Raw genomic sequence first — 25637 nt, 5'->3', positions numbered from 1 at the left:
GCAATTGTAGAGCCGGGCCCGTGCTCGGCTGCTTCTGGAGCAGCCGGGCACGGGCTCGGCTCCACAAAACCGGAATCCGTTCAGGTTCCCGTCCACGGGATAAGTACGGGCTATCGGCCGTCTTCCCCTGCTGCGGAAGATTTTCCTTGGCACACAGTCAGTTGCAAGATGGCCACGGCAAGGTTCAGTGCCTGCTCATGGCCTAATGATAGACTACGTCTATTAAATAGATGCACTCAATGCATTGTTCTTATCGCGAGCGAATGGGTAACCTAGCTCCTGTCGATTCACCCGCTCCCCTTCACCAAGAGGAAAAATGATGTCTCTCATCAACACCCAGATCCAGCCGTTCGAAGCCAACGCGTACCACAACGGCGAGTTCATCAAGGTTTCCGACGCCAGCCTGAAGGGCCAGTGGTCCGTCCTGATCTTCATGCCGGCCGCTTTCACCTTCAACTGCCCGACCGAGATCGAGGACGCAGCTGACCATTACGCCGAGTTCAAGAAGGCCGGCGCCGAGGTCTACATCGTCACCACCGATACCCACTTCTCGCACAAGGTGTGGCACGAAACCTCGCCGGCCGTCGGCAAGGCCCAGTTCCCGCTGGTCGGCGACCCGACCCACCAGCTGACCAACGCCTTCGGCGTGCACATTCCGGAAGAAGGCCTGGCCCTGCGCGGCACCTTCATCATCAACCCGGAAGGCGTGATCAAGACCCTGGAGATCCACTCCAACGAGATCGCCCGTGACGTCTCCGAGACCCTGCGCAAGCTGAAGGCTGCCCAGTTCACCGCCGCCAACCCGAACCAGGTGTGCCCGGCCAAGTGGAAGGAAGGCGAGAAGACCCTGACCCCGTCGCTGGACCTGGTCGGCAAGATCTAACGCGGTACCGGCCTGCCATGGCCCCACGCCACGGCGCGCCCTTCATCCCCATGCCGGTGCTCTGCCGGCGTGGGGGTGAACCCAAGACAGCCAACGCTCGCCCGCCTTGGCCAGCCAGCCCCTTCCACGGTCGCTGTCTTGGGTTCACCCCTACCCCCAGCTGGTCCGCTACCTTGTACAGCGGTGCCACGCCCCCTGTTTGCCTGAAGCCAGGAGAAGACCGATGTTGGACGCCAACCTGCAGTCGCAGCTGAAGACCTATCTGGAGCGCGTGACCCGCCCGATCCAGATCACCGCGCACGCCGACGACGGCGCCAAGTCGCAGGAAATGCTGGAGCTGCTGCAGACCCTGGAAAGCCTGTCGGACAAGATCTCGCTGCAGGTCCTGCGCGATGGCCAGGGCCGCGTGCCGTCCTTCGACCTGGGCACGCCGGGCCAGGATATCCACCTGACCTTCGCCGGCCTGCCGATGGGCCATGAATTCACCTCGCTGGTGCTGGCGCTGCTGCAGGTCGGCGGTCATCCGTCCAAGGCCACCGCCGAGCTGATCGAGCAGGTGCAGAACCTGGAAGGCGAGTACGCGTTCGAAACCTACTTCTCGCTGTCCTGCCAGAACTGCCCGGACGTGGTGCAGGCGCTGAACCTGGCCGCGGTGCTCAACCCTCGCATCCGGCACGTGGCCATCGACGGCGCCCTGTTCCAGGACGAAGTCGAGAAGCGCGAGATCATGTCGGTGCCGACTGTGTACCTCAACGGTGAAGTGTTCGACCAGGGCCGCATGACCCTCGAGCAGATCGTGGCCAAGCTGGACACCAATGCCGGCAAGCGCGACGCCGAGAAGATCGCCGCCAAGGACGCCTTCGACGTGCTGGTGGTCGGCGGTGGCCCGGCCGGTGCGGCAGCGGCGATCTACGCCGCGCGCAAGGGCATCCGCACCGGCATCGCCGCCGAGCGCTTCGGTGGACAGGTGCTGGACACCATGGCCATCGAGAACTTCATTTCGGTGAAGGAGACCGAGGGCCCGAAGCTGGCCACGGCGCTGGAACAGCACGTGCGCGAGTACGACGTGGACATCATGAACCTGCAGCGTGCCAGCGCGCTGGTGCCGGCCGGCGAAGACGGCCTGGTGCAGGTGCAGCTGGAGAACGGCGCGGTGCTGAAGTCGCGTTCGGTGATCCTGTCCACCGGCGCGCGCTGGCGGCAGATGAACGTGCCGGGCGAAGACCAGTACCGCAACAAGGGCGTGGCCTATTGCCCGCACTGCGATGGCCCGCTGTTCAAGGGCAAGCGCGTGGCGGTGATCGGCGGTGGCAATTCCGGCGTGGAAGCGGCCATCGATCTGGCCGGCATCGTGTCGCATGTAACCCTGCTGGAGTTCGATTCCAGCCTGCGTGCCGACGAAGTGCTGCAGAAGAAGCTGCGCAGCCTGGCCAACGTGACGGTGCTGACCAGCGCACAGACCACCGAAGTGCTGGGCGACGGCAGCAAGGTCACCGGCCTGGTGTACAAGGACCGCATCGGCGGCGATGCCCACCGTGTCGAGCTGGAAGGCATCTTCGTGCAGATCGGCCTGCTGCCCAACACCGAGTGGCTGAAGGATGTGGTGGCGCTTTCGCCGCGTGGCGAAATCGTCATCGACGACCGCGGCCAGACCAACCTGCCGGGTGTGTTCGCTGCTGGCGATTGCACGACAGTGCCCTACAAGCAGATCATCATCGCCATGGGCGCCGGCTCGACCGCCGCACTGAGCGCGTTCGACCACCTGATCCGCTCGTCGGTGAGCAACAGCAGCGGTGCCGTTGCTGAAGCGGCCTGATCCACCGTTCCCAGATCACCGGGAACATTGTCTGCCTGTCGGGTAACCACGCCGTCAGCCGGTCCGTTACCCTTGGGGTGTAAGGATGAACCTACGTGATCTGAAGTACCTGGTAGCCCTGGCCGACCACAAGCATTTCGGCCGGGCTGCCGCCTCCTGCTTCGTCAGCCAGCCCACGCTGTCCACCCAGATCCGCAAGCTGGAAGAGGAACTGGGCCTGCCGCTGGTGGAACGCGCGCCGCGCAAGGTGATGCTGACCCCGGCCGGCCAGGAAGCGGCGGCACGGGCACGGGTGATCGTGTCCGAAGTGGAACAACTGAAGGAAGCGGCGCGACGCAGCCGCGACCCGGAAGCCGGCACGGTGCGCCTGGGCATCTTCCCGACCCTCGGCCCGTACCTGCTGCCGCATGTGATTCCGCGCATCCGTGAGCGCTTCCCGGAGCTGGAACTGCTGCTGGTCGAGGAAAAGAGCGACGTGCTGCTGGACCGCCTGCGCGAAGGCAAGCTGGATGCTGCGTTGCTGGCGCTGCCGGTGATCGATGACCAGCTGCATGCCGAGTTCCTGTTCGAGGAACCGTTCCTGCTGGCCGTCTCCGGGCGCCACCCGCTGGCCCGTCGCGAACACCTGGACGTGCAGGAGCTGGCCACGCAGAAGCTGCTGCTGCTGGAAGACGGGCATTGCCTGCGCGACCAGGCGCTGGAAGTCTGCCGCCTGTTCGGCGCCAACGAGAAGTCCGAATTCCGCGCCACGAGCCTGGAAACCCTGCGCCAGATGGTCGCCGCCGACGTCGGCATCACCCTGCTGCCGAGCCTGTCGGTGCAGCCGCCGGTGCCGCGCTCGAACAACATCCGCCTGCTCGATTTCACCGGCGAGGGCCGTCCCAGCCGCCGCATCGCCATGATCTGGCGCCGCAGCTCGGCCATGAACGACTTCCTGATGGAGCTGGCCGACCAGTTCAAGCGCCTGCCGCAGGCACTGTTCACCCTGGACGCGCTGCACGCCACGTCCGATGCGGCAGCCCTGCCCGGCCCCGCGCTGAACGGCTGAGCCCCCGCAGCACCGGCCCGGAATCGGCAGGAGTCGATTCCGGCCGCATTTGTCCCCACAATACAGACAGGCGGCGCCAGCAGGTGCCGCCTTTTGCATGGCTTTCAACCAAGGAGCTTCACCATGAACACCGCCAGCGGCCTGCCGCCGTCGATCACCGTTTCTTCCTTCGACATGGACCGCCTGGACGCCATGCTCGAGTCCCCTGCGCTGAGCCAGACGCCTGCCGCGCTCGCGCTTGCTGAAGAACTCAACCGGGCCACCGTGCTGGCGCCGGACCAGATTCCCGAAGGCATCGTCATGATGCATTCGCGCGTGGAGTGCGAAGATGAAGTGTCGGGCGAAAAGCACGTCCTGACCTTGGTTTTCCCCCGCGAAGCCAATGTCGATGAAGGCAAGGTCTCCGTGCTGGCCCCGGTCGGCACCGCCCTGCTGGGCCTGTCGATCGGCCAGAGCATCGACTGGAACGCGCCCGGCGGCCGCAAGCTGCGCCTGCGCGTGACGGCTGTCCACAACGATCACCCCTGATTACCGCTGCGCACCGCGCGCGATTCGATTCCCTTGCACCAGGAGCCGTAATGAGTACCCCGTCCAAACTGTCCCAGCTGCGCGAACTGTCCGTGGTCGTTGCCGATACCGGTGACTACGAGGCGATCAAGCGCCTGCAGCCGGTGGACTGCACCACCAACCCGACCCTGGTGAAGAAGGCGCTGGACCTGCCGGTCTATGCCGACCTGATCGAACGTGAACTGGCCTGGGGCCGCCAGCAGGGTGGCGACCGTGAAACCGTGGTGCACGCGGTGGCCGACCGCCTGACCATCGGCGTCGGCGCGCTGCTGAGCACGCTGGTACCGGGCCGGGTGTCCACCGAGGTGGATGCCGACCTGGCCCACGACACCGCTGCCACCGTGGCCAAGGCGCGCCAGTTCATCCAGATGTACGCCGATGCCGGCGTGCCGCGCGAGAAGATCCTGATCAAGATCGCCGCGACCTGGGAAGGCGTGGAAGCCGCGCGCGTGCTGCAGGCCGAAGGCATCGACTGCAACCTGACCCTGATCTTCAACCCGACCCAGGCGCTGGCCTGCAGCGAGGCCGGCGCGTTTCTGATCTCCCCGTTCGTCGGCCGCATCCTGGACTGGTACGTGGCCAACGGCCAGACCCCGGCCACCATCGACGAAGACCCGGGCGTGAAGTTCGTGCGCGGCGTCTATGCCGAATTCAAGCGCCGTGGTTCGAAGACGGTGGTGATGGGCGCCTCGTTCCGTTCGACCGCGCAGATCGAAGCGCTGGCCGGCTGCGACCGCCTGACGATTTCGCCGGACCTGCTGGAGAAGCTGGACGCCGACCACGGCGAGCTGCCGCGCAAGCTGGTGGCCGGCGCCGCCGATGGCGCGGCGGTGACCCTGATCGACGCGGCGACGTTCGCGGCGGACCTGGCGGCCGATCCGATGGCCACCGAGAAGCTGGCGACGGGTATCGAGGCGTTTGCCAAGGATCTGGAAGCACTGCGCGAGCGGATCCGCGCGGCACTGTGATTCCGGCCAACGGCTGAGCCCCTCGTGGCGGGTCGGTTGGTCGCGAAAGGCATGAAGCAACAGCCGTGCTGGGTCGGGCGGGTTGGGTTCGCAGGAGACGCCGTGAATCCATCCCTGGAGGCTTGGCCGCCGCATCCATGCGGCGGACACTCCCGCGAACCCAACCCGCCCGCCCTCTGACAGTTTCCTGTGGCCGCCCGCCACGGAAGAAAGAAAGAAGAGCAACAGCGGGTCGCGCGCTTCGCTCGCTCGGAGCCGAGCATGGCTCCGCTCTACAGAATGCGCTGCAGGACCAAACAAAAAGGACGCGGCGAAGGCCGCGTCCTTTTTGTTTTCCTTCAGTCGTCAGTAACCCATGCTCTTGCCCGCCGTCACCGGGAAACTGTCGATGGTGGGACGGGGGCGGCTGGCAGGACCGTTGGCGCCATGGGCCCGAGGCATGCCTCGGGCGGGTTGGGCAGGACGCCCAACCCAGGTCTTGCCGTGTGCACAGGACAGCGCACACGAGCAAGGCGCCATCGAGCCCCCATGGACGGGTTTACGGCGTGTCCTGCCGGCCGCCCCCGTCCCGCCCAACCATCAGCAACCCAGAGCCGCTTTGGCTTTGGCCTTGGCTTATGCCCGCCGCAGGCGGACCACCGCGCGTCAGCGCGGCGCCTCCACATCCAGCCCGATCGGGCAGCTCACGCCGGTGCCACCAATACCGCAGTAGCCGTTCGGATTCTTCGCCAGGTACTGCTGGTGGTAGTCCTCGGCGTAGTAGTACGCCGGTGCCGGGTACACGATCTCGGTGGTGATCGGGCCGTAGCCGGCCGCATCCAGCTGTGCCTGGTAGGCCTCGCGGCTGGCCAGCGCAGCGGCGTACTGTGCCTCGTCAGTGGCATGGATCGCCGAACGGTACTGGGTGCCGGTGTCGTTGCCCTGGCGCATGCCCTGGGTCGGGTCGTGGCTTTCCCAGAACAGCTGCAGCAGCCGTTCCAGGCTCACCACCGCCGGGTCGAACACCACCTGCACCACTTCGGTGTGGCCGGTCAGGCCCGAGCAGACCTCTTCATAGGTCGGGTTCGGGGTGATGCCGCCGGCGTAGCCGACCGAGGTGCTGTACACGCCCGGCTCGGTCCAGAACTTGCGCTCGGCGCCCCAGAAACAGCCCAGCGCGAAACGGATCTGCTGCAGGCCGGCGAAGCGGTCCTTCAGCGGATGGCTGTTCACGAAGTGCTGGTTGCTGTGCAGCGGCAGCGGCTGCTCGCGTCCCGGCAGTGCCTCTTCCGGGCGCGGCAGGCGCTGCTTGAAGGCCCCGATGCCGAGGATGCCCTGGCCAATTCCCAACATGATGCACTCCTACGCCGGCTGTCCGGCCCAATCGTCTGCATCGGAAATGGGGGCGTCCGCGGCCGGGCCCAAGTCCAGCGCGGCGATGATGTCCTCCGCCTGCGGCCGCGCCGCGTCGGGGATGCCGACCCGCAGCACGCCGAACAACGGCAGCTCGCCCATGCCGCCCAGCAGCTGCTCTCCGAACACAAAGGCCGGGATGCCGGCGTTTTCCAGCGCGTGCTTGACCAGATGGGCGTCGAACAGGTTGTCGGCCTTGTACACGATGTGCATGCGGCGGCTCCGTGGGACAGGGTTCCAGCATACGCCCGGGGGCTGAATGGTAGTGGTGACGGCGCATGGCCATTCTGCCGGCCAGCGGCCGGCACTGCCGACCTGCGCGTCGATCCACATTTCCGCCGGCCAGCGGCCGGCGCTACCGACCTGCGCGTCGATCCACATTCCGCCGCGGCGGCGGCACTACCGGAAGATGGGCGGGTAGTGTGCCGCTGGCCTACATCCCCATCCGCCACCGGGCAGCCCTGCCCCGTACGCGCTAGACTGTTGGTCTTTCTGCCTTTCTTTTCGCCGACTCATGTCCGAGCACACCCCCGCCAGCCCCGAGACCCCCGCCGACAGCCACGAGAAGCGCGATTTCATCCGCCAGATCGTGCGCGAGGACCTGGCCAGTGGAAAGCATCAGGCGATCAAGACCCGCTTCCCGCCCGAGCCGAACGGCTACCTGCACATCGGCCACGCCAAGTCGATCTGCCTGAACTTCGGCATCGCCGGTGAGTTCAGCGGCGTCTGCAACCTGCGCTTCGACGACACCAACCCGGCCAAGGAAGATCCGGAATACGTGGCTGCGATCCAGGACGACGTGCGCTGGCTGGGCTTCGAGTGGAACGAGCTGCGCCACGCCTCGGACTACTTCCAGGCCTATTACCTGGCCGCCGAAAAGCTGATCGAGCAGGGCAAGGCCTATGTCTGCGACCTGTCGGCCGAGGAAGTGCGCGCCTACCGCGGCACCCTGACCGAGCCGGGCCGTCCGTCGCCGTGGCGCGACCGCAGCGTCGAGGAGAACCTCGACCTGTTCCGCCGCATGCGCGCCGGCGAATTCCCGGATGGCGCGCGCACCCTGCGCGCCAAGATCGACATGGCCAGCGGCAACATCAACCTGCGCGACCCGGCGCTGTACCGCATCAAGCACGTCGAGCACCAGAACACCGGCAATGCGTGGCCGATCTACCCGATGTACGACTTCGCCCACGCGCTGGGTGATTCGATCGAGGGCATCACCCACTCGCTGTGCACGCTGGAGTTCGAAGACCACCGCCCGCTGTATGACTGGTGCGTGGACAACGTCGATTTCGCCCATGACGACGCGCTGACCCAGCCGCTGGTCGATGCCGGCCTGCCGCGCGAAGCCGCCAAGCCGCGCCAGATCGAGTTCTCGCGTCTGAACATCAACTACACGGTGATGAGCAAGCGCAAGCTGATGGCGCTGGTCACCGAACAGCTGGTGGACGGCTGGGAAGACCCGCGCATGCCGACCCTGCAGGGCCTGCGCCGACGCGGCTACACCCCGGCCGCGATGCGCCTGTTCGCCGAGCGCGTGGGCATCAGCAAGCAGAATTCGCTGATCGACTTCAGCGTACTGGAAGGCGCGCTGCGCGAAGACCTGGACAGCGCCGCGCCGCGCCGCATGGCGGTGGTCGATCCGGTCAAGCTGGTGCTGACCAACCTGCCGGAAGGCCACGAAGAACAGCTGACCTTCAGCAACCACCCGAAGGACGAAAGCTTCGGCAGCCGCGAAGTGCCGTTCGCACGCGAGGTGTGGATCGACCGCGAGGACTTCGCCGAAGTGCCGCCGAAGGGCTGGAAGCGCCTGGTGCCGGGTGGCGAAGTGCGCCTGCGCGGCGCCGGCATCATCCGCTGCGACGAAGTGATCAAGGATGCCGATGGCACCATCACCGAGCTGCGCGGCTGGCTGGATCCGGAATCGCGCCCGGGCATGGAAGGCGCCAACCGCAAGGTCAAGGGCACCATTCACTGGGTCAGCGCCGTGCATGGCGTGCCGGCCGAGATCCGCCTGTACGACCGCCTGTTCTCGGTCCCGAACCCGGACGACGAATCGGAAGGCAAGACCTACCGCGACTACCTCAATCCGGAATCGCGCCGTACCGTCACCGGCTATGTCGAGCCGGCCGCGGCCAGCGCCGCGCCGGAGCAGTCGTTCCAGTTCGAACGTACCGGCTACTTCGTTGCCGACCGCCGCGATCACAGCGAGGCCAAGCCGGTGTTCAACCGCAGCGTGACCCTGCGCGACACCTGGTCGGCCTGAGGACCTGCGCGGGCGCCTGGATGGCGCCCGCACGACCGCGACGATGATCACCGCCCTTTCCGTCCTGCTCTGGTTCATCTCGCAGCATCCGCTGCTGACGTTCTTTGCAGCGATGGTGCTGGCCGGGCTGGTCTCGTGGTGGCGGCGCTTTCCGGGCTACGCCATCGTGGTGTTCCCGCTGGCGATGCTCAACATGTTCCTCGGCCACTTCCTCAACGCCACCTTCCTCAACATGGTGGGCGAGCGCGGTGAAGCGGTGATTGTCAAGGCCGAGCGGACCAGCTCCACGCTCAACGAACAGTACATCTGGCGCTACGAAGGGGTGCTGCGTACCGCCGAGGGCCGCGATGTGGACGTGGTGTTCCACACCAACACCGCCTCGCTGTGGCCGCTGGAAAACGCCATCCGCATCCCGGCGCGCGAGCAGCCGTTCGTGGTCAAGTACACGCCGGGTTTCCCGCGCAACTTCGTCATCCTCACCAACGAATCCCCGCACGGGCTGGCCCAGGCCCGGGCCAGCGCGCGCGAGCGGGTGGAGGTGGCGGCGCGCAAGCTGCACTTCAGCCCGGGCAATGCCGAGTTCCGCGCCGCCTATCGCCGCGAGCTGGAAAGCTGGCTGCGCGACCACGGCAACGATCCGCAGCAGCAACCCGACGCGCAGCGATATCGCGCCGAACTCGACGCGCTCGACCGCTAGATCCCCAGGCCCTGCCTGGATGCTCCACCCCATCCACCCACAGGCCTGACATGACCACGACCTCCGCCGCCCTCCTCCCGCTGCTGCAGCAGGTCCTGCAGGACGCCGGCACCGCCAGCCGCGTCGACGGCGGCGCGCTGCTGCTGGACAGCGGCCTGCGCCTGACCCCGCATGCGGTGGCCGCGCACGCGCGCGACAACGGCGGCTGGCAGACTTCCACCGTCATCGAGAGCCAGCATCCCGTGCTGTTCGCCGATGGCCTGTTCGAGTACCAGCATGCCAACGGTACCGATGAGCAGGCATCGCTGCTGTCCGGCTTCCAGGCCTGGGTACGGGTAGACCTTGCGACCCTGCAGACCGCGATCGGCGCCGAAGACGCGCAGGGGCTGCCGATGATGGGCCTGACCTATCCGGCTGGCGATGACGGCCAGGAACTCGAACGCACCGTGGTGCTCGGTCCACTGGCGCATTACCGCGAGCATGAGATGGACACCGGCCCCCGCAGCGAAGACGATCATGGCTCCTGCCCCTGCTGCCTGTTCACCCGCAGCATCGATGCATTCGATGCGCTGCTGAAGACGCGTTCTTTCCTGGCCATCCGCCTGTTCGCCTCGCGCGATGCCGATGGCCTGTGCGAGGCCGATTGCCGGGTCAACGGCCACGACTTCGCCGCCGCCCTGCCCCTGCTGCGCGCCTACGCGGCCAGCTGGCCGCAGGCCGGGCTGGAGTTCCGCAAGCAGTACGTGGTGATCCGCACTGGCTCGCCGGGCTGACCCACCGCCACACCCGATACAGGCCGGTGCAGCTACACTGCGCGCCGGTTTCCCAAGCAACCGCACCTTCTTCCATCCCTACGAGGCACCCCCGCGATGCTGTACGCGCAAGTCCACCTGACCCTTCCCGCCTGGATCCACGACCAGATCGACCTGGATCGTCGATATCCAGGCGATGAGGCCAAGGTCGCGCTGGCGATCGAGCTGTCGCGGCTGAACGTCGAACACGCCAGCGGCGGCCCGTTCGGCGCCGTGGTGTTCGGTCCGGATGACAAGGTGATCGCCGCAGGCGTGAACCGGGTGATGCCGCACGCAACCTCGCTGGCGCACGCCGAGAACATGGCCTACATGCTGGCCCAGCAGCGCCTGCAGACCCCGCGCCTGAACGCGGTGCTGTCGCCGGTCACCCTGGCCACCAGCTCGCAGCCCTGCTGCCAGTGCTACGGCGCCACCGTCTGGGCCGGCATCGACCGGCTGCTGATCGGTGCCAGTGCGGCCGACGTCGAGGAACTGACGCCGTTCGACGAAGGCCCGCTGCCGGCCGACTGGGTGGGCGAACTCAACAAGCGCGGCATCGAAGTGGTGCAGGGCCTGGACCGCGACGCCGCGCGCAGCGTGCTGCGAACCTATGGGGAAAGCGATGGCGCCCGTTACTGAGACCGGCATCGGCCTGCTGTGCCTGTGCCGGCAGGGCTTCGAACCCGAGCTGGCCGGCGAGCTGCAGTTCCGCGCCGGTGAAGCCGGTTTCGCTGGCTATGCGCGCACCCAGCGCAATGACGGCTATGTGCTTTTCATGTGCGACGATGCTGCAGCACTGGCGCCACGCCTGCGCTGGCGTGAACTGATCTTCGCGCGGCAGAAGCTGGTCGTGCTGGCCGAGCTGCCGCAGCTGGACCCGAGCGATCGCATCACCCCGATGCTGGAGGTGCTGGCCGATGCGCCGCGCTTCGGCGACCTGTGGGTGGAGAACCCCGATTCGGACGCCGGCAAGCCGCTGTCCGGGCTGGCGCGAGCCTTCGGCAATGCACTGCGCCCGGCGCTGCGCAAGGCCGGCAAGCTCAGCGACAAGCCGAACAACCGCCTGCCGCGCCTGCACGTGGTGTTCGTCGATGGCACCCACGCGTTCGTCTGCGTGGCCGACCCGGCCGACAGCGCGCCGTGGGCGCTGGGCATTCCGCGCCTGAAACTGCTGCCCGAAGCGCCCTCGCGTTCGGCGCTGAAGCTGGACGAAGCACTGCTGACCCTGCTGACGCCGGAGGAACGCGAGGCGCTAGCCAGGCCTGGCATGCGCGCGGCCGACCTGGGCGCCGCCCCCGGCGGCTGGACCTGGGTGCTGACCCGCCAGCACATGCACGTACTGAGCATCGACAACGGCCCGCTGCGCCAGCACGTGCTGGACACCGGCCTGGTCGAGCACCTGCGCGCCGACGGCTTCCACTGGCACCCGGAACAACCGCTGGACTGGATGGTCTGCGACATGGTCGAGCAGCCGCGTCGCGTCGCCGAACGCATGGCCACCTGGTTCCGCGAAGGCTGGTGCCGGCACGCGATCTTCAACCTGAAGCTGCCGATGAAGAAGCGCTGGGACGAAACCCGGCTGTGCCTGGACCTGTTCCAGGACCAGGCCGGCAAGCCGCTGGTGGTGCGCGCCAAGCAGCTCTATCACGATCGTGAAGAGATCACCGTGCTGGCCTCGCCGCTGCGCTGATCCGTCATCGGCGGCACAGGGTGCCGGGAGTACGCTCCCGGTACCCCTTGGCAAGGAGCCTGTCATGGACATTCCACGTTCCGCCGTGCTGTTAGCCACCCTGCTGGCTGCGGTACCGGCCATGGCCCAGCACGGCCCATCGACCCCCGCGCAGAGCCAGCCGCTGGGCCCGACCGGCGGTGCCATCCGCCAGCAACCGCTGGATGCCGGGCGGGTGACCGGCAGCGTCGAGATTGCACAGCCGGCCGGCGAGGCCCAGGTGACCGTGCGCTCGCTGGAGCCCAGCAGCGTGGTCGGCCAGTACCGCATCCGCTTCAGCGACCTCGACGTGAACGGCGATGGTTTCATCAGCCGCGAGGAAGCACAGGCCAACCCAGCGCTGGCCGACGAATTCAACTCGCTGGACCGCAGGCATCGCGGCAAGCTGGACCGCACCGACCTGGCCGGATGGCTGGTTGACTGAAAAAAGGGGACGGAGGGGATTAAGTCGCATGTGCACATACGACTTAATCCCCTCCGTCCCCTTTTTGCTTCAGACGCCGGCGGCGCGCTTCCAGAACGCCTGCACCAGCGGCGGCCACTTGCCGACGCAGCCCAGCGCGCGGCCGCGCGCCAGGGTCAGGTGCATTTCGTCGTTGGAGAACAGGCGGTTGATCGCATCGAAGCTGTAGGCAGCGACGTGGTTGTCGCTGCGGCGTTCGCGTGCCCAGCGTTGCAGGCGCTGCGGTGACAGCCGCGGCTGGCCACGACGCTCTGCCGATGGCGCCAGCCACTGCTGCAGGGCGGCGACATCGCGCAGCCCCAGATTCACGCCCTGCCCGGCCAGCGGATGCACCACATGGGCGGCGTCTCCCAATGCCAGCACACGACCGGCCACGTAGTGACGGGCCAACTGGCGGCGCAGCGGGAATGCCGCACGTGGCGATGCCAAGCGCAGCTCACCCAGGCGTGCCGCGAAGGCGCGGGTCAGTTCGCGGTTGAAGCTGTCCTCGTCCAACGCCAGCACGCGCGCCGCCTCGTCCTCGGGCAGGGTCCAGACGATCGAGCTGCGGCGCTCGGCCACCGGCAGCAGCGCCAGCGGCCCGCTCGGCAGGAAGCGCTGCCAGGCCGTGGCCTGGTTGGGGAGATCGCTGTCCACGTAGGCCACCACGCCTCGCTGGTGGTAGTCGTGGCGCTCGACCTCGATACCGGCCAGCTGGCGCAGGGTCGATTCGGCGCCGTCAGCGGCCACCGCCAACGCCGCTTCCAGGCGACGCCCGTCATCCAAGCGCAGGCGCACACCGTCCTCGTCCTGCTCCAGCGCGTCCACCCGTGCCGGGCAGTGCAGCTGCACGCCCGCCGCCGGCAATGCCGACCACAGGCGATCCTGCAGCAGGCCGTTCTCGACGATGTAGCCCAGCTCGCGTCGACCGAAGCGATCGGCATCGAACAGCAGATCCTCGCCACCGGCCGCGTCCCACACCTGCATGCGCCGGTAGGGCCAGGCACGGGCCTGGGCAATGGCCGGCCACACGCCGAGGCGGTTCAACAGCTGAACATTGTCAGCGGCGAAGGCGAACACGCGCAGGTCCGGCTGTGCAGCCTGCCACGGCGCCGGTTCGCGGCCCTCGACCAGCGCCACCGACAGTCCGGCATCGGCCAGCGCCAGCGCACACGCGGCACCGACCACGCCACCGCCGACGACGGCCACATCAAGACGGGCGCGCCGGCTCATGCGGCTTCTCCGCGGCACAGGCGTGGCACTTCGCCGCGGAAGCCCATCGCGCCACCGACCAGCATCGATTGCACCGACGCGCGCTGCGCGGCCACCAGGCCGAGGCTGCGCAACGGCCGCATCAGCGGCGCCGGATTGCTGGTCAGGCGCGCCAGTCCACCGGAGAACGCCACCGTCTGCCGGCGGTCTTCCTCGCGGCGCGCGACGTAGGCCTGCAGCAGAGCATCGCTGCCGGCATCGTCCTGCGCATCCTCCAGCAGTTCGGCCAGGGTCAGTGCATCGCGCAGGCCCAGGTTGAAGCCCTGCGCGCCCAGCGGATGGATGGTCTGCGCAGCATTGCCGAGCAGCACCGTGCGTTCACCGGCCAGCGCGCGCGCCAGCACCTGGATGAGCGGATACGCGCTGCGCGGGCCGGATTCGAGCAAGCGACCGGCACGCCAGCCGATCGCGTTCTGCAGGCGCTGCAGCCAGGCGGCATCGTCCAGCGCCATCACCGCATCGGCCTGCTCGCGTGCCACGCCGTGCACGCAGCCGAAATGACGGTCACCCCGCGGCAGCAACGCGGTCGGGCCGGTATCGGTGAAGCGCTCCCAGGCGGTGCCGTCCGGCGCGCGCTGGCTGCGCACCCGGGCCACGAACAGGGTCTGCTGGAAATCATGGCGATCGACCTCGATGCCCAGCGCGTCGCGCACGCCACTGGTCGTGCCATCGGCCCCCACCACCAGCCGCGCCTGCAGCACGCGCTCGCCGGCCTCGTCGGCCACCCGCACCTGGCGGTAACCGTCGACCACCTCGCCCAGGCCCAGGAACCGCATCGGCCGGTAGCGCCGCAGTCGCGGCAGCTCCTGCAGGCGCGCTTCCAGCGCCTGGCCGAAGTCACGCGCCACCACCACCTGGCCGAACCACGGCCGGTCGTAGTCGGCCGCCTCCAGCTGCACGCGGCCGAAATCGCCGGCACGGCTGACATGGATGCGGCGGATCGGGCCCGGCGCCATCGCCAGCTTCTGCATGACCCCCAGGGCGGTCAGTGCGTTGACCGTGGCAGCGGCGAAACTGAGGTTGCGCTGGTCGAACACCGCCGGCAGCTCGCCGGCCGGGCTGGCTTCGAGCAGGCCCACGTCGCGGCCCAGCCGGTCCAGGGCGATGGCCAGGCTGGCACCGACCAGGCCACCACCGACGATCAGCACGTCATGTCGTTCACTCATGGTGTTCATGATACGCGCTCGCCCCGCCCGAACACCCAACGGCGCCCGACCTGCGCCAACCGGCGCGGCGGGCTAGAATGAAACCTGAATCCGCTCCGGGCCCGCTGCCATGTCCGCCACCGCCAACCGCGCCTTCGTCCTGTCCGTGCTCGTGCTGGTGCTGGCGGCGACCCGGGTCAACCACTTCGCGGCGATCCCCGATGCCTCCTGGGCCGTGTTCTTCATCGGTGGCTTCTACCTGGCCACCTGGACGCGCTGGGCCTTCCCGCTGCTGATGGTGTTCGCCGTGCTGGTGGACTGGATCGTGATCCGCAGCAGCGGCCTGGATTTCTGGCAGCACTACTGCGTGTCGCCGGGCTACTGGCTGCTGCTGCCGGCGTATTTCTCGCTGTGGGCCGGCGGCATGCTGCTGGGCCGCAACTACCAGGGCGCACGCTGGCCGGTGCTGGCCAAGGGCACGTTGCTGCTGGTGGCCTCGGTGGCGGTCTGTCACCTGCTGGCACAGGGCGGCTTCTACTGGACCAGCCGCAACGTGGCCGAACCGACGCTGGCCGGCTGGGCACAGAACTACGCGCAGTGGTTCGGGCCGTACCTGCGTACGACGGCGATCTACGTGGCGCTGGCCGCCGCCCTGCAGCTGGCCGTGGAGCAGGTACTGAAGCTCCAGCAGGCCCGCCGCGACATCCGTCACTGAGCCACGCCATGGGCCATCGCCTCTCGCGCATCTACACCCGCACCGGCGACGACGGCAGCACCGGCCTTGGCGACGGCCAGCGCGTGGCCAAGGATGACGCCCGCGTGGCGTCCTACGGTACCGTCGACGAAGCCAATGCCGCGCTCGGCCTGCTGCTGGCCACGGCGCTGCCCGACGACGTGCGGGCGCTGGTGGTGCATCTGCAGCACCAGCTGTTCGACCTGGGCGCCGAGCTGTGCATTCCCGGCCACGCCGCGATCCACGCCGCCGACGTGTCCGCCCTGGAGCAGCAGCTGGACCATTACAACGCCGGCCTGCCGATGCTGAAGGAATTCATCCTGCCGGCCGGCGGCGAGGCCGCCGCCCGCTGCCACCTGGCCCGCACCATCGTCCGCCGCGCCGAGCGCGAGACGGTCACCCTGGCCCGCCACGAGGCCGTGCGCAGCGAGGCGCTGCAGTACCTCAACCGGCTGTCGGACCTGCTGTTCGTGCTGGCCCGGGTGCTGGCCCGCGCCGATGGCCACGGCGAAGCGCTGTGGCAGCCGCAGCAGCGCCAGCGCTGAGTCGGCACGATGCTGGTCTTCACCCATCCGTCCTGCCTGCTGCATGACCCCGGCGCCGGTCATCCGGAATGCCCGCAACGCCTGCAGCATGTGCTGGACGCCCTGCACGCCGCGTTCCCCGGCCAGCTGGACTGGCGCGAGGCGCCGCCGGCCAAGTTCGGCGATCTGACCCGCGTCCACGACAGCGCCCTGCTCGACTTCGTGCTGCAGCCGCAGACCGCGCCGCTGCGCCAGCTCGACATGGACACCTGGACCTCGCCCGGCTCGGCCAGTGCCGCCGTGCATGCCGCCGGCGCCGGCGTGGCGGCGGTCGACGCGGTGATGCTGGGCGGGGACCCGCTGGCATTCTGCGCGGTGCGGCCACCGGGCCACCACGCCACCAGCAGCACGGCGATGGGCTTCTGCCTGCTCAACAACATCGCCATCGCCGCCGCCCACGCCCGTGACCGCCACGGCCTGGAGCGGATCGCCGTGGTCGATTTCGATGTCCACCATGGCAATGGCACCCAGGACATCTTCCAGCACGACGCCCGGGTGTCCTACTACAGCACCCACCAGGCCGGGCTGTTCCCCAATTCCGGCCTGCGCCGCGACCGCGGTGCGGGCAACCTGATGAACATCCTGCTGCCCCCGGGCAGCGGCGGTTTCCGCTTCCGCAATGTGTGGGCCGACGAGATGCTGCCGGCCATCGACGACTTCCGCCCGCAGCTGCTGCTGATCTCGGCCGGCTTCGATGCCCACCTGCGCGACCCGCAGGCCGACCTGATGCTGGAAACCGACGATTTCGCCTGGATCACCCGCGAACTGCATGCGCTGGCGCGTCGCCATGCGGCCGGCCGGGTGGTCTCGATGCTAGAAGGCGGCTACGACCTGCAGGCCCTTGCCGAATGCAGCGTGGCCCATGTCCGGGCCCTGATGCCGGACCCTGCCGGGACCGCCGCCGGATGAACCCGAACCGGCGGGATCCGTCCGCCTTCATTGCCCCTATGCAAGGGATGGGGCAAGCTACCGTCCGTTTTCGCCCGAATCCGAACCGCGTGCGCCGAGCCCTCCGCCTGCTTCCCCTGCCTCTGAGCATCGCCATCTGCCTGCCGGCAATGGCCGATGAAAAGCCGCTCAACTGGGGCCTGTGCCCGGCTACCGACGTGATTCCCGCGTTCACCGATGCCCCCACCCCGGTCCCCGGGCAGGACAAGGCCGCCGCCAGCGCGGCGCGCGAGCAGCAGCCGACCGACATCGAGGGCGACCAGCTGCTGGGCACCACCACCGTGCCCCAGTACGAAGGCAACGTGGCACTGCGCCGGGGCGACCAGTTCGTCGGCACCGACAAGCTGAGCTTCGATACCGAGAGCGGCAACTACATCGCCGACGGCAATGTCCGCTACCAGGACTCCTCGATCCGCATGGTCGCCAAGCGCGCCGAGGGCAACCAGGAAAGCGATACCCACAAGATCACCGACATCAAGTACCAGCTGGTGTCGCGCCGCGGCAACGGCGATGCCGAGTCGGTCGACCTGCAGGGTGCGGTCGGCCAGATGCACCGCTCCACCTACACCACCTGCGACCCGTCGCAGCCGGTGTGGAAGCTGTCGGCGCCGCAGATCGAAGTGGACAACGACGAGGGCTTCGGCACCGCGCGCAATGCCGTGCTGCGCATCGGCAAGGTGCCGGTGCTGTGGGCGCCGTACTTCAAGTTCCCGATCGATGACCGCCGCAAGACCGGCCTGCTGTTCCCGCAGCTGGGCATGTCCGGCCGCAACGGTTTCGACTACACCCAGCCGATCTACCTGAACCTGGCGCCGAACTACGACGACACGCTGATGCCGCGCTACATGAGCCGGCGTGGCCTGATGCTCGACAACGAGTTCCGCTACCTCTACAACGGCGGCCGCGGCGAGCTGCTGACCGCCTACATCCCCAACGACAAGCTGCGCGACCGCGACCGCGGCCGCGTCATGTTCAGCGGCTACCACAACGTGAACGAACAGTGGCAGGCACGCGCCAACCTGGCCTGGGTCAGCGACGAGCGCTATGTCGAGGACTTCGCCAACCGCCTGGTCGGGGTGACCGCCTCGAACCTGCAGAGCACCGTGGGCCTGTACGGCACCGGCAAGAACTGGACGGCCGGCATCATGGCCGACCGCTGGCAGCTGACCGACTACACGCTCAATGAAGGGGCGCTGCCGTACAACCGCCAGCCGCGCCTGTACTTCAACTGGGACAAACCGGTCCTGCCGTGGCTGGAAACCGGCATCTACGCCGAAGCCGTGCGCTTCACCCACGACGACATCAACTACAAATACGACGCCAGCGCCGGTACGGACCTTCAGTACACGCGCAATGGTGATCGGAAGACGAAGGGCCTGAATGTCAGCGGTGGTTCACGCCTGGACCTGAAGCCCTACGTGTCGTTCCCGATCAGCGGTGCAGCCTGGTACGTCACCCCGACCCTGGCCTACCGCTATACGGCCTACCAGCTGGATCGCGGGCTGGCCGACGGCGTCGACGGCATCCGCGGCCAGATCCTGCGTTCGGAGGGCATCGACCCGGCCACCGCCACACCGGAACAGCTGCGCGGCAACACCTCGCCCAGCCGCAGCCTGCCGATCGGCAGCATCGATGCCGGCCTGTTCTTCGATCGCGAGACCAGGATCGGCGGCAAGTCGTTCCTGCAGACCCTTGAACCCCGCCTGTTCTACCTGCGCACGCCGTACCGCAACCAGGACGAACTGCCGATCTTCGATACCCGTGACTTCACCTTCAGCTGGGGCCAGCTGTTCCGCGACTCGCGGTATACCGGCGCTGATCGCCAGAACGATGCCAACCAGCTGACCCTGGCACTGGGTACCCGCTTCATCGACCAGAACACCGGCAAGGAACGGTTCTCGGCCGCCATCGGCCAGATCCAGTACTTCGACGAGTCGCGGGTGACACTCCCGGGCGGTGCGCCGGTGGAAAAGGGCAAGTCGGCGTGGATCGCCGACGGCAACTACATGATCAACGACCGCTGGACCCTGGGCGCCACCTACCAGTGGGACCCCAAGTACAAGCGCGAGGATCTGGCCAGCGTCCGTGCGCGATACCTGATGCCCAACGATGGCGTGATCAACCTCAGCTACCGTTACCGCATCAACTCCGGCGCGCCGGCCACTGCCAACAAGCATGACCGCACGCTGCTGGAACAGGCCGACCTGTCGTTCCTGTACCCGCTGAATGCGCGCTGGAGCCTGGTCGGCCGCTACTACTACTCGCTGCAGGACAAGGAACCGCTGGAAATCATCGCCGGCGTCCAGTGGGACAGCTGCTGCCTGGCCGTGCGTGCGGTCGCCCGCCGCTACGTCCGCAACCGCGAAGGCGAGATGAACAACGCCATCCAGCTGGAGTTCGTGCTCAAGGGTCTGAGCTCCCTGGGCCAGGACACGGACCGTACCCTGCGCCGTGCTATCCTCGGCTACAACCGCGACGACCTCTATCTCGTGCCGCCGAGCAACACCGGGGCGACCCGGGATGACTACGATCCGAACCTGATCCCATGACCAAGCGCTTCCCCGTTCTTCTCGCCTCGCTGCTGGCGGTGTCCAGCGTGTCCGCCCCCCTGCAGGTGCTTGCCCAGGAGGCGCAGCCGCTTGACCGCATCGCCGCCGTCGTCGATGAGGACGTGATCCTGCAGAGCGAGCTCCAGCGTGCGATCGCCAACATCAAGGCGCAGTACGCCGGCCGTGAAAACCAGCTGCCGCCGGAAGACGTGCTCAGCCGCCAGGTGCTCGAGCGCCTGGTGCTGGTCAAGCTGCAGGTGGCCCGCGCCCAGGGCAGCGGCATCCGGGTCAGCGACCAGGAGCTGAACCAGGCGATGAATTCCATCGCCCAACAGAACGGGTCGAACCTGGACGCCCTGCGCCAGCGCCTGGCCCATGACGGCATCGACTTCAACGACTTCCGCGCTTCGGTGCGTGACGAGATCACCGTGCAGCGCCTGCGCCAGAGCTTCGCGCAGAGCCGCATCAGCGTCAGCGAGGGTGAAGTCGACGCCGCGCTGAAGCAGCAGGCCACGGTGGGCAACCAGTACCACCTGGCGCACATCCTGATCGCCCTGCCCGACGGCGCCAATGCAGACCAGATCGCCACCGGCCAGAAGAAGGCCGATGGCGTGAAGACCCTGCTGGACAAGGGCGAGCTGGACTTCAACGCTGCAGCCGTGCGCTATTCGGACAGCCCGAACGCACTGGAAGGCGGCGACCTGGGCTGGCGCAGCCTGGACGAGATCCCCACCGCGTTCGCCCAGCTGATGGAAAAGATGAAGCCCGGCGAAGTGGTCGGCCCGATCCGCGGCCCGAGCGGCTTCCAGCTGCTGAAGCTGGTGGAAGTGCGCGATGCCAGCGCCGCCACCGGTGAGCACACGGTCACCGAGTTCCACGGCCGCCACATCCTGGTGCGCGTGGACGACCACCAGACCGACGCCGCCGCCAAGGCCAAGATCGACACCCTGCGTGCCCGCATTGCCGGCGGTGCCGACTTCCAGGCCGTGGCCCGGGAGTCCTCCGAGGACAACAACAGCAAGGGCCAGGGCGGTGATCTGGGCTGGTTCCCGGCCGACGCGTTCGGTCCGGCGTTCGGCCAGCAGGTCGAAGGCCTGCAGGACGGTGGCGTCAGCCAGCCGTTCCGCACCGACGCCGGTTGGCACATCGTGCAGCGCGTGGCGACCCGCCAGACCGACGTGACCACCGACAACCAGCGTGCCCAGGTCCGCGAGACCATCGGCCGCCGCAAGCTGGAAGACGAGTACAACCGCTTCCTGCAGGAACTGCGTGGCGAAGCCTACGTCAGCTTCCGCAGCGGCGACCGCGCGGAAAACACCGCCACCCCGCCGCAGTCCTGACCGATGCGCCCCGAGCTCGCGCTGGTACCGGGCGAGCCCGCCGGGATCGGCCCGGAACTGTGTGTCCGCCTCGTCCAGCAGCCACGTGAGGATTGCCGGCTGCTGGCCTTTGCCGACCCGGACACCCTGCGCGCGGCCGCGGCCGCGCTGAACCTGCCGCTGCAACTGCTGCCCGAGGACGCCGAAGCACGCGTGCCCGGCGATCTGCGCCTGCGCGCCGTCCGCAACGCTGCGCCCAGCCACTTCGGCCAGGCCGATCCGGCCAATGCCGGCGCGGTCATCGACGCCCTGCTTGGCGCCGGCCAGGCTTGCCTATCCGGCGAACTGCACGGTGTGGTGACCGGCCCGGTGCACAAGGCAGTCATCAACGAAGGCGGCATCGCCTACAGCGGTACCACCGAACTGCTGGCCGACCAAGCCGGGGTGAAGGTGGTCATGATGCTGGCCAATCACATCGTGCGCGTGGCGCTGGCCACCACCCACCTGCCGCTGCGCGAGGTGGCCGATGCGATCACCGCCCCCGGCCTGGAGCACACCCTGCGCACCGTGCATGCGGCACTGCGCCGCGAGTTCGGCCTGCCCGCGCCGCGCATCGCCGTACTCGGCCTGAACCCGCACGCCGGCGAAGACGGCCATCTGGGCCGCGAGGAACTGGACCTGGTCATTCCCCTGCTGCAGCGGCTGCGCGCCGAGGGCCTGGACCTGGTCGGGCCGCTGCCGGCCGACACCGCCTTCCTGCCGGCCAAGCTGGCCGGTTTCGACACCGTGCTGGCGATGTACCACGACCAGGGCCTGCCGGTGTTGAAGTACTCAGGGTTCGAACAGGCCGTGAACCTGACCCTGGGCCTGCCCTACCCTCGCGTGGCGGTGGACCATGGCACCGCGCTGGACCTGGCGGGGCGTGGCATCGCCGATCCTTCCAGCCTGCAGGCGGCAGCGACGCTGTGTGCGCAGCTTGCGCGGCAACGTACACTGAGCGCATGAATTCCCCGCATTCCCCCTCCGGCCCGGTGTTCACCGCCCCGGCCAAGAAGCAGCTTGGCCAGCATTTCCTGGCCGATCGCCACTACATCGACAAGATCGTGATGGCGGTCAACCCGAAAGATGGCGACCGCCTGGTTGAAATTGGTCCCGGCCAGGGCGCGATCACCCTGCCGCTGCTGCGCGTGCACCCGAAGCTGACGGTGATCGAGTTCGACCGCGACCTGATCGCGCCACTGACCGCCGCCGCCGAGCCGCTGGGCGAGCTGACCATCGTCCACCGCGACGTGCTGCGCGTGGACTTCACCGAACTGGCCGGCGGCCAGCCGATCCGCCTGGTCGGCAACCTGCCCTACAACATCTCCTCGCCCATCCTGTTCCATGCGCTGGAGCATGCCGCGGTGATCCGCGACATGCACTTCATGCTGCAGAAGGAAGTGGTCGACCGCATGGCCGCTGGCCCCGGCAGCAAGGTGTATGGCCGCCTCAGCGTGATGCTGCAGGCCTACTGCCAGGTCACCTCGCTGTTCGTGGTGCCGCCGGGCGCGTTCCGGCCGCCGCCGAAGGTCGATTCGGCCGTGGTGCGGCTGGTGCCGCGCGACCCGGCCACGATCAACATCAACGACCACAAGCGTTTCGCCGAGGTGGTCAAGGCCGCCTTCGGGCAGCGCCGCAAGACCCTGCGCAATGCCCTGAACAACGTGGTGTCCGCCGAGCAGTTCATCGCCGCCGGCGTGCGTCCCGATGCCCGCGCCGAACAGCTGGACGTGGCTGAATTCATCGCTTTGGCCAATGCCTCCTGATTACACTGCCGGTATGGAAGACGCTGACGTATATGCCATCTCCGTCGAAGTCGCGCCGCGCTTCCTCGACGATCAATCCGCCCCGGAAGACGGTCGCTTCGCGTTCGCCTACACGATCCGCATCCACAACCAGGGGCGGGTCGCTGCACGCCTGGTCGCACGCCACTGGCGCATCACCGATGCCAATGGCCGTGTCGAGCACGTTGACGGCGACGGGGTGATCGGCGAGCAGCCACGGCTGCGCCCCGGTGAAGACTTCCGTTACACGTCCGGTGTCATGCTGGGGACCGATCACGGGACCATGCAGGGGCACTACGACATGGTCGCCGACGATGGCACCGAATTCGCCGCGCCGGTCGCACCGTTCGTGCTGGCCGTCCCGCGCACCCTGCACTGACACGGAGGCCGAACGATGAGTGTGTGGGCGATCGGCGACCTGCAGGGCTGCTATGACGTCACCCAGCGGTTGCTGGAGAAGATCCGCTTCGACCCGGCGCAGGACACCCTGTGGTTCTGCGGCGACCTGGTCAACCGGGGCGGGCAGTCGCTGGAAACGCTGCGGCTGGTGCACTCGCTGCGCGAGCACAGCGTGGTGGTGCTGGGTAACCATGATCTTTCGCTGCTGGCCGTCGGTTCGCGTACCGAAGAGGAACAGCGCAAGGTCAACCCGGACCTGCTGCGCATCGTGCAGGCCGAGGACCGCGACGAACTGCTGGACTGGCTGCGCCTGCAGAAGCTGGTGCACGTGGACCGCGAGCTGGGCTGGATGATGGTGCACGCCGGCCTGGCGCCGAAGTGGACCACGCAGATGGCCGAGAAGCATGCCGCCGAGGTCGAGGTGCAGCTGCATGGCGCCGGCTACCGCAAGCTGTTCCGCAACATGTACGGCGACAAGCCGAGCTGGGCCCCGAACCTGTCCGGCTACGACCGCTCGCGCGCGATCATCAACGTGCTCACCCGCATGCGCTACTGCACCCCGCGCGGGCGCATCGGCATCGAGGACAAGGGCACGCCGGGCACGCAGGAACAGGGGCTGTATCCCTGGTTCGAAGTGCCGGGCCGGGTCGAGCGCGACCTCAAGGTGGTCTGCGGCCACTGGTCGGCGCTGGGCCTGACCATCACCCAGGGCGTGCACGCCATCGACACTGGCGCGGTCTGGGGCGGCAAGCTGACTGCGCTCCAGCTGGATACCGACGAGCTGCGCGTGGTGCAGGTCCCGGGCCGCGATGTACCGGCACCAGTGCCCAACGCCCGCCCACCCGCGCGACCGGCGCACGAGCGCCCCGGCGCTGCGACGCAGGGCAAGGAACAGGGCGGCGGCAACGCCGCCGCTGCAAACCCCGGCAGCCGTGGCCCGCGCCGACGTCGCCGCCGTGGGGGCGGCGCGGGTGGCGCCACCAACAACAGTCCCCCGCCGCAGGCGTGACGCGGCGCGGCTGGGCACCAGGGACGGTGCTGCTGACGCTGGCCCTGGCCAGCGGCTGCCAGCCCGGCTCGCCGCCTGCTCCCACGGCTGCGGATGGTGCTGCACATGCGCCGACGCAGCCGCAGGCCCCTTCGCCGCCACTGGTGGCCGCAGCCCGCGCGCAGATCGGCGTCACCACCCGTTACGATCCTGCTTACCAGGTACTGGCCTATCCCGGCGGCGACGTGCCACTGGATCGCGGCGTGTGCACGGACGTGGTGGTGCGCGCCCTGCGCGATCTGGGCCTGGACCTGCAGGCACGCGTGCATGAGGACATGCGCGGCAGCTTCAGTGCCTATCCGGCGATCTGGGGCCTGTCACGGCCGGACCGCAACATCGATCATCGTCGTGTACCGAACCTGATGCGCTGGTTCGAGCGCCAGGGCTGGCAGCAACCGGTCACGGCCCTCGCCACCGACTACGCGGCCGGCGACATCGTTGCCTGGAAGCTCAATGGCAACGGCCTGCTGCACGTGGGCATCGTTTCTGACCGGCGCCTGGCCAATGGCACACCGCTGGTGCTGCACAACATCGCGCGCGGCACGCGCGAAGAGAACCTGCTGTTCCAGCACGCGATCATCGGGCATTACCGGATGCCGCAGCGACAGTCCCGGTAGAGTCGACTGTTAGTCGACTGCTCCTGACGCCCCCTGAAAACCCCGCGCTGCGCGCGATAGTCGACTGACAGTCGACTCTACCCCGTCGGTGTTTTCGTTGCTTCCGCGATCAGCGGCGCACGTAGTGCACGAAGCGGAACGCATGGGCGTGCCGTGCGTCGGCCGGGTGCGGCTCGCTGCTCACTTCCTGCCAGTCCTGCACGTCCACTTCGGGGAAATGGGTATCGGCGGGGACTTCGGCATCGACCCAGGTCAGGTACAGGTCGCTGGCCTGGTCCAGCAGCTGACGGAAGATCTCGCCGCCACCGATGATGCACAGCTCGCGGGCGCCCTCGGCTTCGGCAATGGCCTTCGCCTCGTCCAGCGACGCCACCGCGCGCATGCCCTCGAACGGCACCTGGCCGCTGCGGGTCAGCACCAGGTTGGTCCGCCCCGGCAGCACGCGACCGATCGACTCGGCCGTCTTGCGCCCCATCAGGATCGGCTTGCCCAGGGTGAGCGCCTTGAAGTGCTTGAAGTCATCCGGCAGGTGCCAGGGCATGGCATTGCCCTGGCCGATGCCACGGTTGCGGTCCAGCGCCACGATCATCGACAGCTTCAGGGC

At 68.0% G+C, this 25637-nt stretch carries 25 protein-coding genes and 1 pseudogene; 21 read left to right on the top strand and 5 right to left on the bottom strand.

What is annotated here, in order from left to right; all coding sequences use genetic code 11:
* Window positions 1–319 precede the first annotated feature (319 nt).
* The 5 genes from ahpC (at window position 320) to NSQ78_RS03800 (ending at window position 5282) form a co-directional block, all read left to right on the top strand.
* The gene (gene ahpC, locus NSQ78_RS03820) at window positions 320–883 is read left to right on the top strand and encodes an alkyl hydroperoxide reductase subunit C (protein ID WP_005408159.1); all 564 of its coding nucleotides are present in this window, start codon (window positions 320–322) and stop codon (window positions 881–883) included.
* A gap of 223 nt (window positions 884–1106) precedes the next feature.
* Window positions 1107–2699: an alkyl hydroperoxide reductase subunit F gene (gene ahpF / locus NSQ78_RS03815; RefSeq protein WP_049466519.1), complete on the top strand. Its 1593-nt coding sequence runs from the start codon at window positions 1107–1109 to the stop codon at window positions 2697–2699.
* 85 nt (window positions 2700–2784) lie between these two features.
* Window positions 2785–3747 carry a LysR substrate-binding domain-containing protein gene (locus tag NSQ78_RS03810; RefSeq protein WP_053506907.1) on the top strand — a complete coding sequence of 321 codons (963 nt, stop codon included), beginning with the start codon at window positions 2785–2787 and terminating at the stop codon, window positions 3745–3747.
* 123 nt (window positions 3748–3870) lie between these two features.
* Complete coding sequence (gene rnk, locus NSQ78_RS03805) at window positions 3871–4275, top strand: nucleoside diphosphate kinase regulator (RefSeq protein ID WP_053462222.1); 405 nt, start codon at window positions 3871–3873, stop codon at window positions 4273–4275.
* A gap of 50 nt (window positions 4276–4325) precedes the next feature.
* The gene (locus NSQ78_RS03800) at window positions 4326–5282 is read left to right on the top strand and encodes a transaldolase (protein WP_064237700.1); all 957 of its coding nucleotides are present in this window, start codon (window positions 4326–4328) and stop codon (window positions 5280–5282) included.
* A 645-nt stretch (window positions 5283–5927) separates the two neighbouring features.
* Here the strand turns inward: NSQ78_RS03800 and msrA are convergent.
* Both msrA and NSQ78_RS03790 read right to left on the bottom strand, forming a co-directional pair.
* Window positions 5928–6593: a peptide-methionine (S)-S-oxide reductase MsrA gene (gene msrA, locus NSQ78_RS03795; RefSeq protein WP_032956996.1), complete on the bottom strand. Its 666-nt coding sequence runs from the start codon at window positions 6591–6593 to the stop codon at window positions 5928–5930.
* A gap of 30 nt (window positions 6594–6623) precedes the next feature.
* Window positions 6624–6887, bottom strand: coding sequence for a DUF2007 domain-containing protein (locus tag NSQ78_RS03790; protein WP_049467989.1), 264 nt, complete (start codon window positions 6885–6887; stop codon window positions 6624–6626).
* A gap of 301 nt (window positions 6888–7188) precedes the next feature.
* Here NSQ78_RS03790 and NSQ78_RS03785 point away from each other — a divergent pair, with 301 nt between their 5' ends.
* The 6 genes from NSQ78_RS03785 to NSQ78_RS03760 all read left to right on the top strand — a co-directional run bounded on the left by NSQ78_RS03785 (window position 7189) and on the right by NSQ78_RS03760 (window position 12578).
* Complete coding sequence (locus NSQ78_RS03785; RefSeq protein ID WP_053506418.1) at window positions 7189–8937, top strand: glutamine--tRNA ligase/YqeY domain fusion protein; 1749 nt, start codon at window positions 7189–7191, stop codon at window positions 8935–8937.
* 43 nt (window positions 8938–8980) lie between these two features.
* Window positions 8981–9634, top strand: coding sequence for a hypothetical protein (locus tag NSQ78_RS03780; RefSeq protein ID WP_064237699.1), 654 nt, complete (start codon window positions 8981–8983; stop codon window positions 9632–9634).
* A 50-nt stretch (window positions 9635–9684) separates the two neighbouring features.
* Window positions 9685–10407: a DUF6348 family protein gene (locus tag NSQ78_RS03775; protein WP_064237698.1), complete on the top strand. Its 723-nt coding sequence runs from the start codon at window positions 9685–9687 to the stop codon at window positions 10405–10407.
* Window positions 10408–10503: 96 nt separating this feature from the next.
* The gene (locus NSQ78_RS03770) at window positions 10504–11064 is read left to right on the top strand and encodes a nucleoside deaminase (protein WP_019661129.1); all 561 of its coding nucleotides are present in this window, start codon (window positions 10504–10506) and stop codon (window positions 11062–11064) included.
* Window positions 11048–12115 (top strand): 23S rRNA (cytidine(2498)-2'-O)-methyltransferase RlmM, encoded by a 1068-nt coding sequence (gene rlmM, locus NSQ78_RS03765; RefSeq protein ID WP_064237697.1) that lies wholly within the window; start codon window positions 11048–11050, stop codon window positions 12113–12115. Before NSQ78_RS03770 ends, rlmM begins: the two co-directional genes overlap by 17 nt.
* Window positions 12116–12179: 64 nt before the next feature.
* Window positions 12180–12578, top strand: a complete 399-nt coding sequence (locus NSQ78_RS03760) for a hypothetical protein (protein ID WP_064237696.1) — start codon at window positions 12180–12182, stop codon at window positions 12576–12578.
* 69 nt (window positions 12579–12647) lie between these two features.
* Here NSQ78_RS03760 and NSQ78_RS03755 read toward each other — a convergent pair whose 3' ends face one another.
* Together NSQ78_RS03755 and ubiH are read right to left on the bottom strand one after the other, a co-directional pair.
* Window positions 12648–13829, bottom strand: a complete 1182-nt coding sequence (locus NSQ78_RS03755; RefSeq protein ID WP_064237695.1) for a UbiH/UbiF family hydroxylase — start codon at window positions 13827–13829, stop codon at window positions 12648–12650.
* Window positions 13826–15034 (bottom strand): 2-octaprenyl-6-methoxyphenyl hydroxylase, encoded by a 1209-nt coding sequence (ubiH, locus tag NSQ78_RS03750; protein WP_064237694.1) that lies wholly within the window; start codon window positions 15032–15034, stop codon window positions 13826–13828. The genes NSQ78_RS03755 and ubiH overlap by 4 nt, the downstream gene beginning before the upstream one ends.
* A 109-nt stretch (window positions 15035–15143) precedes the next feature.
* On the opposite strand from ubiH, the gene NSQ78_RS03745 reads away from it, so the two are divergent.
* The 10 genes and pseudogenes from NSQ78_RS03745 (at window position 15144) to NSQ78_RS03700 (ending at window position 25033) form a co-directional block, all read left to right on the top strand.
* Window positions 15144–15728: a hypothetical protein gene (locus tag NSQ78_RS03745; protein WP_049470553.1), complete on the top strand. Its 585-nt coding sequence runs from the start codon at window positions 15144–15146 to the stop codon at window positions 15726–15728.
* 8 nt (window positions 15729–15736) lie between these two features.
* Window positions 15737–16291: a cob(I)yrinic acid a,c-diamide adenosyltransferase gene (locus NSQ78_RS03740; protein WP_049470556.1), complete on the top strand. Its 555-nt coding sequence runs from the start codon at window positions 15737–15739 to the stop codon at window positions 16289–16291.
* Between the two features lie 9 nt (window positions 16292–16300).
* Window positions 16301–17239, top strand: a complete 939-nt coding sequence (locus tag NSQ78_RS03735) for a histone deacetylase family protein (protein ID WP_049470560.1) — start codon at window positions 16301–16303, stop codon at window positions 17237–17239.
* 89 nt (window positions 17240–17328) lie between these two features.
* Window positions 17329–19827, top strand: a complete 2499-nt coding sequence (gene lptD / locus NSQ78_RS03730) for an LPS-assembly protein LptD (RefSeq protein WP_188238365.1) — start codon at window positions 17329–17331, stop codon at window positions 19825–19827.
* A pseudogene (locus NSQ78_RS03725) lies at window positions 19824–21152 on the top strand (peptidylprolyl isomerase); the annotation flags it as partial. The gene lptD and the pseudogene NSQ78_RS03725, both read left to right, overlap by 4 nt.
* A gap of 18 nt (window positions 21153–21170) precedes the next feature.
* Window positions 21171–22151 (top strand): 4-hydroxythreonine-4-phosphate dehydrogenase PdxA, encoded by a 981-nt coding sequence (pdxA, locus tag NSQ78_RS03720; RefSeq protein WP_053506410.1) that lies wholly within the window; start codon window positions 21171–21173, stop codon window positions 22149–22151.
* Complete coding sequence (gene rsmA, locus NSQ78_RS03715; RefSeq protein WP_049470573.1) at window positions 22148–22951, top strand: 16S rRNA (adenine(1518)-N(6)/adenine(1519)-N(6))-dimethyltransferase RsmA; 804 nt, start codon at window positions 22148–22150, stop codon at window positions 22949–22951. Before pdxA ends, rsmA begins: the two co-directional genes overlap by 4 nt.
* Before the next feature lie 13 nt (window positions 22952–22964).
* Window positions 22965–23348, top strand: coding sequence for a Co2+/Mg2+ efflux protein ApaG (gene apaG, locus NSQ78_RS03710; protein WP_008268668.1), 384 nt, complete (start codon window positions 22965–22967; stop codon window positions 23346–23348).
* A gap of 15 nt (window positions 23349–23363) precedes the next feature.
* Window positions 23364–24377: a symmetrical bis(5'-nucleosyl)-tetraphosphatase gene (locus NSQ78_RS03705; protein ID WP_064237692.1), complete on the top strand. Its 1014-nt coding sequence runs from the start codon at window positions 23364–23366 to the stop codon at window positions 24375–24377.
* On the top strand, window positions 24374–25033 hold the full coding sequence (locus NSQ78_RS03700) for a DUF1287 domain-containing protein (protein WP_064237691.1): 660 nt from the start codon (window positions 24374–24376) through the stop codon (window positions 25031–25033). Before NSQ78_RS03705 ends, NSQ78_RS03700 begins: the two co-directional genes overlap by 4 nt.
* 109 nt (window positions 25034–25142) lie before the next feature.
* Here the strand turns inward: NSQ78_RS03700 and NSQ78_RS03695 are convergent, their stop codons facing one another.
* On the bottom strand, window positions 25143–25634 hold the full coding sequence (locus NSQ78_RS03695; protein WP_064239611.1) for a dihydrofolate reductase: 492 nt from the start codon (window positions 25632–25634) through the stop codon (window positions 25143–25145).
* Window positions 25635–25637 lie beyond the last annotated feature (3 nt).

Source organism: Stenotrophomonas sp. FSL W7-1447 (genome assembly GCF_037966425.1).
GTDB classification, from domain to species: domain Bacteria; phylum Pseudomonadota; class Gammaproteobacteria; order Xanthomonadales; family Xanthomonadaceae; genus Stenotrophomonas; species Stenotrophomonas pavanii.
The sequence above is the reverse complement of the archived record's forward strand: the minus strand, read 5'-3'. Positions and strand labels throughout refer to the sequence as shown.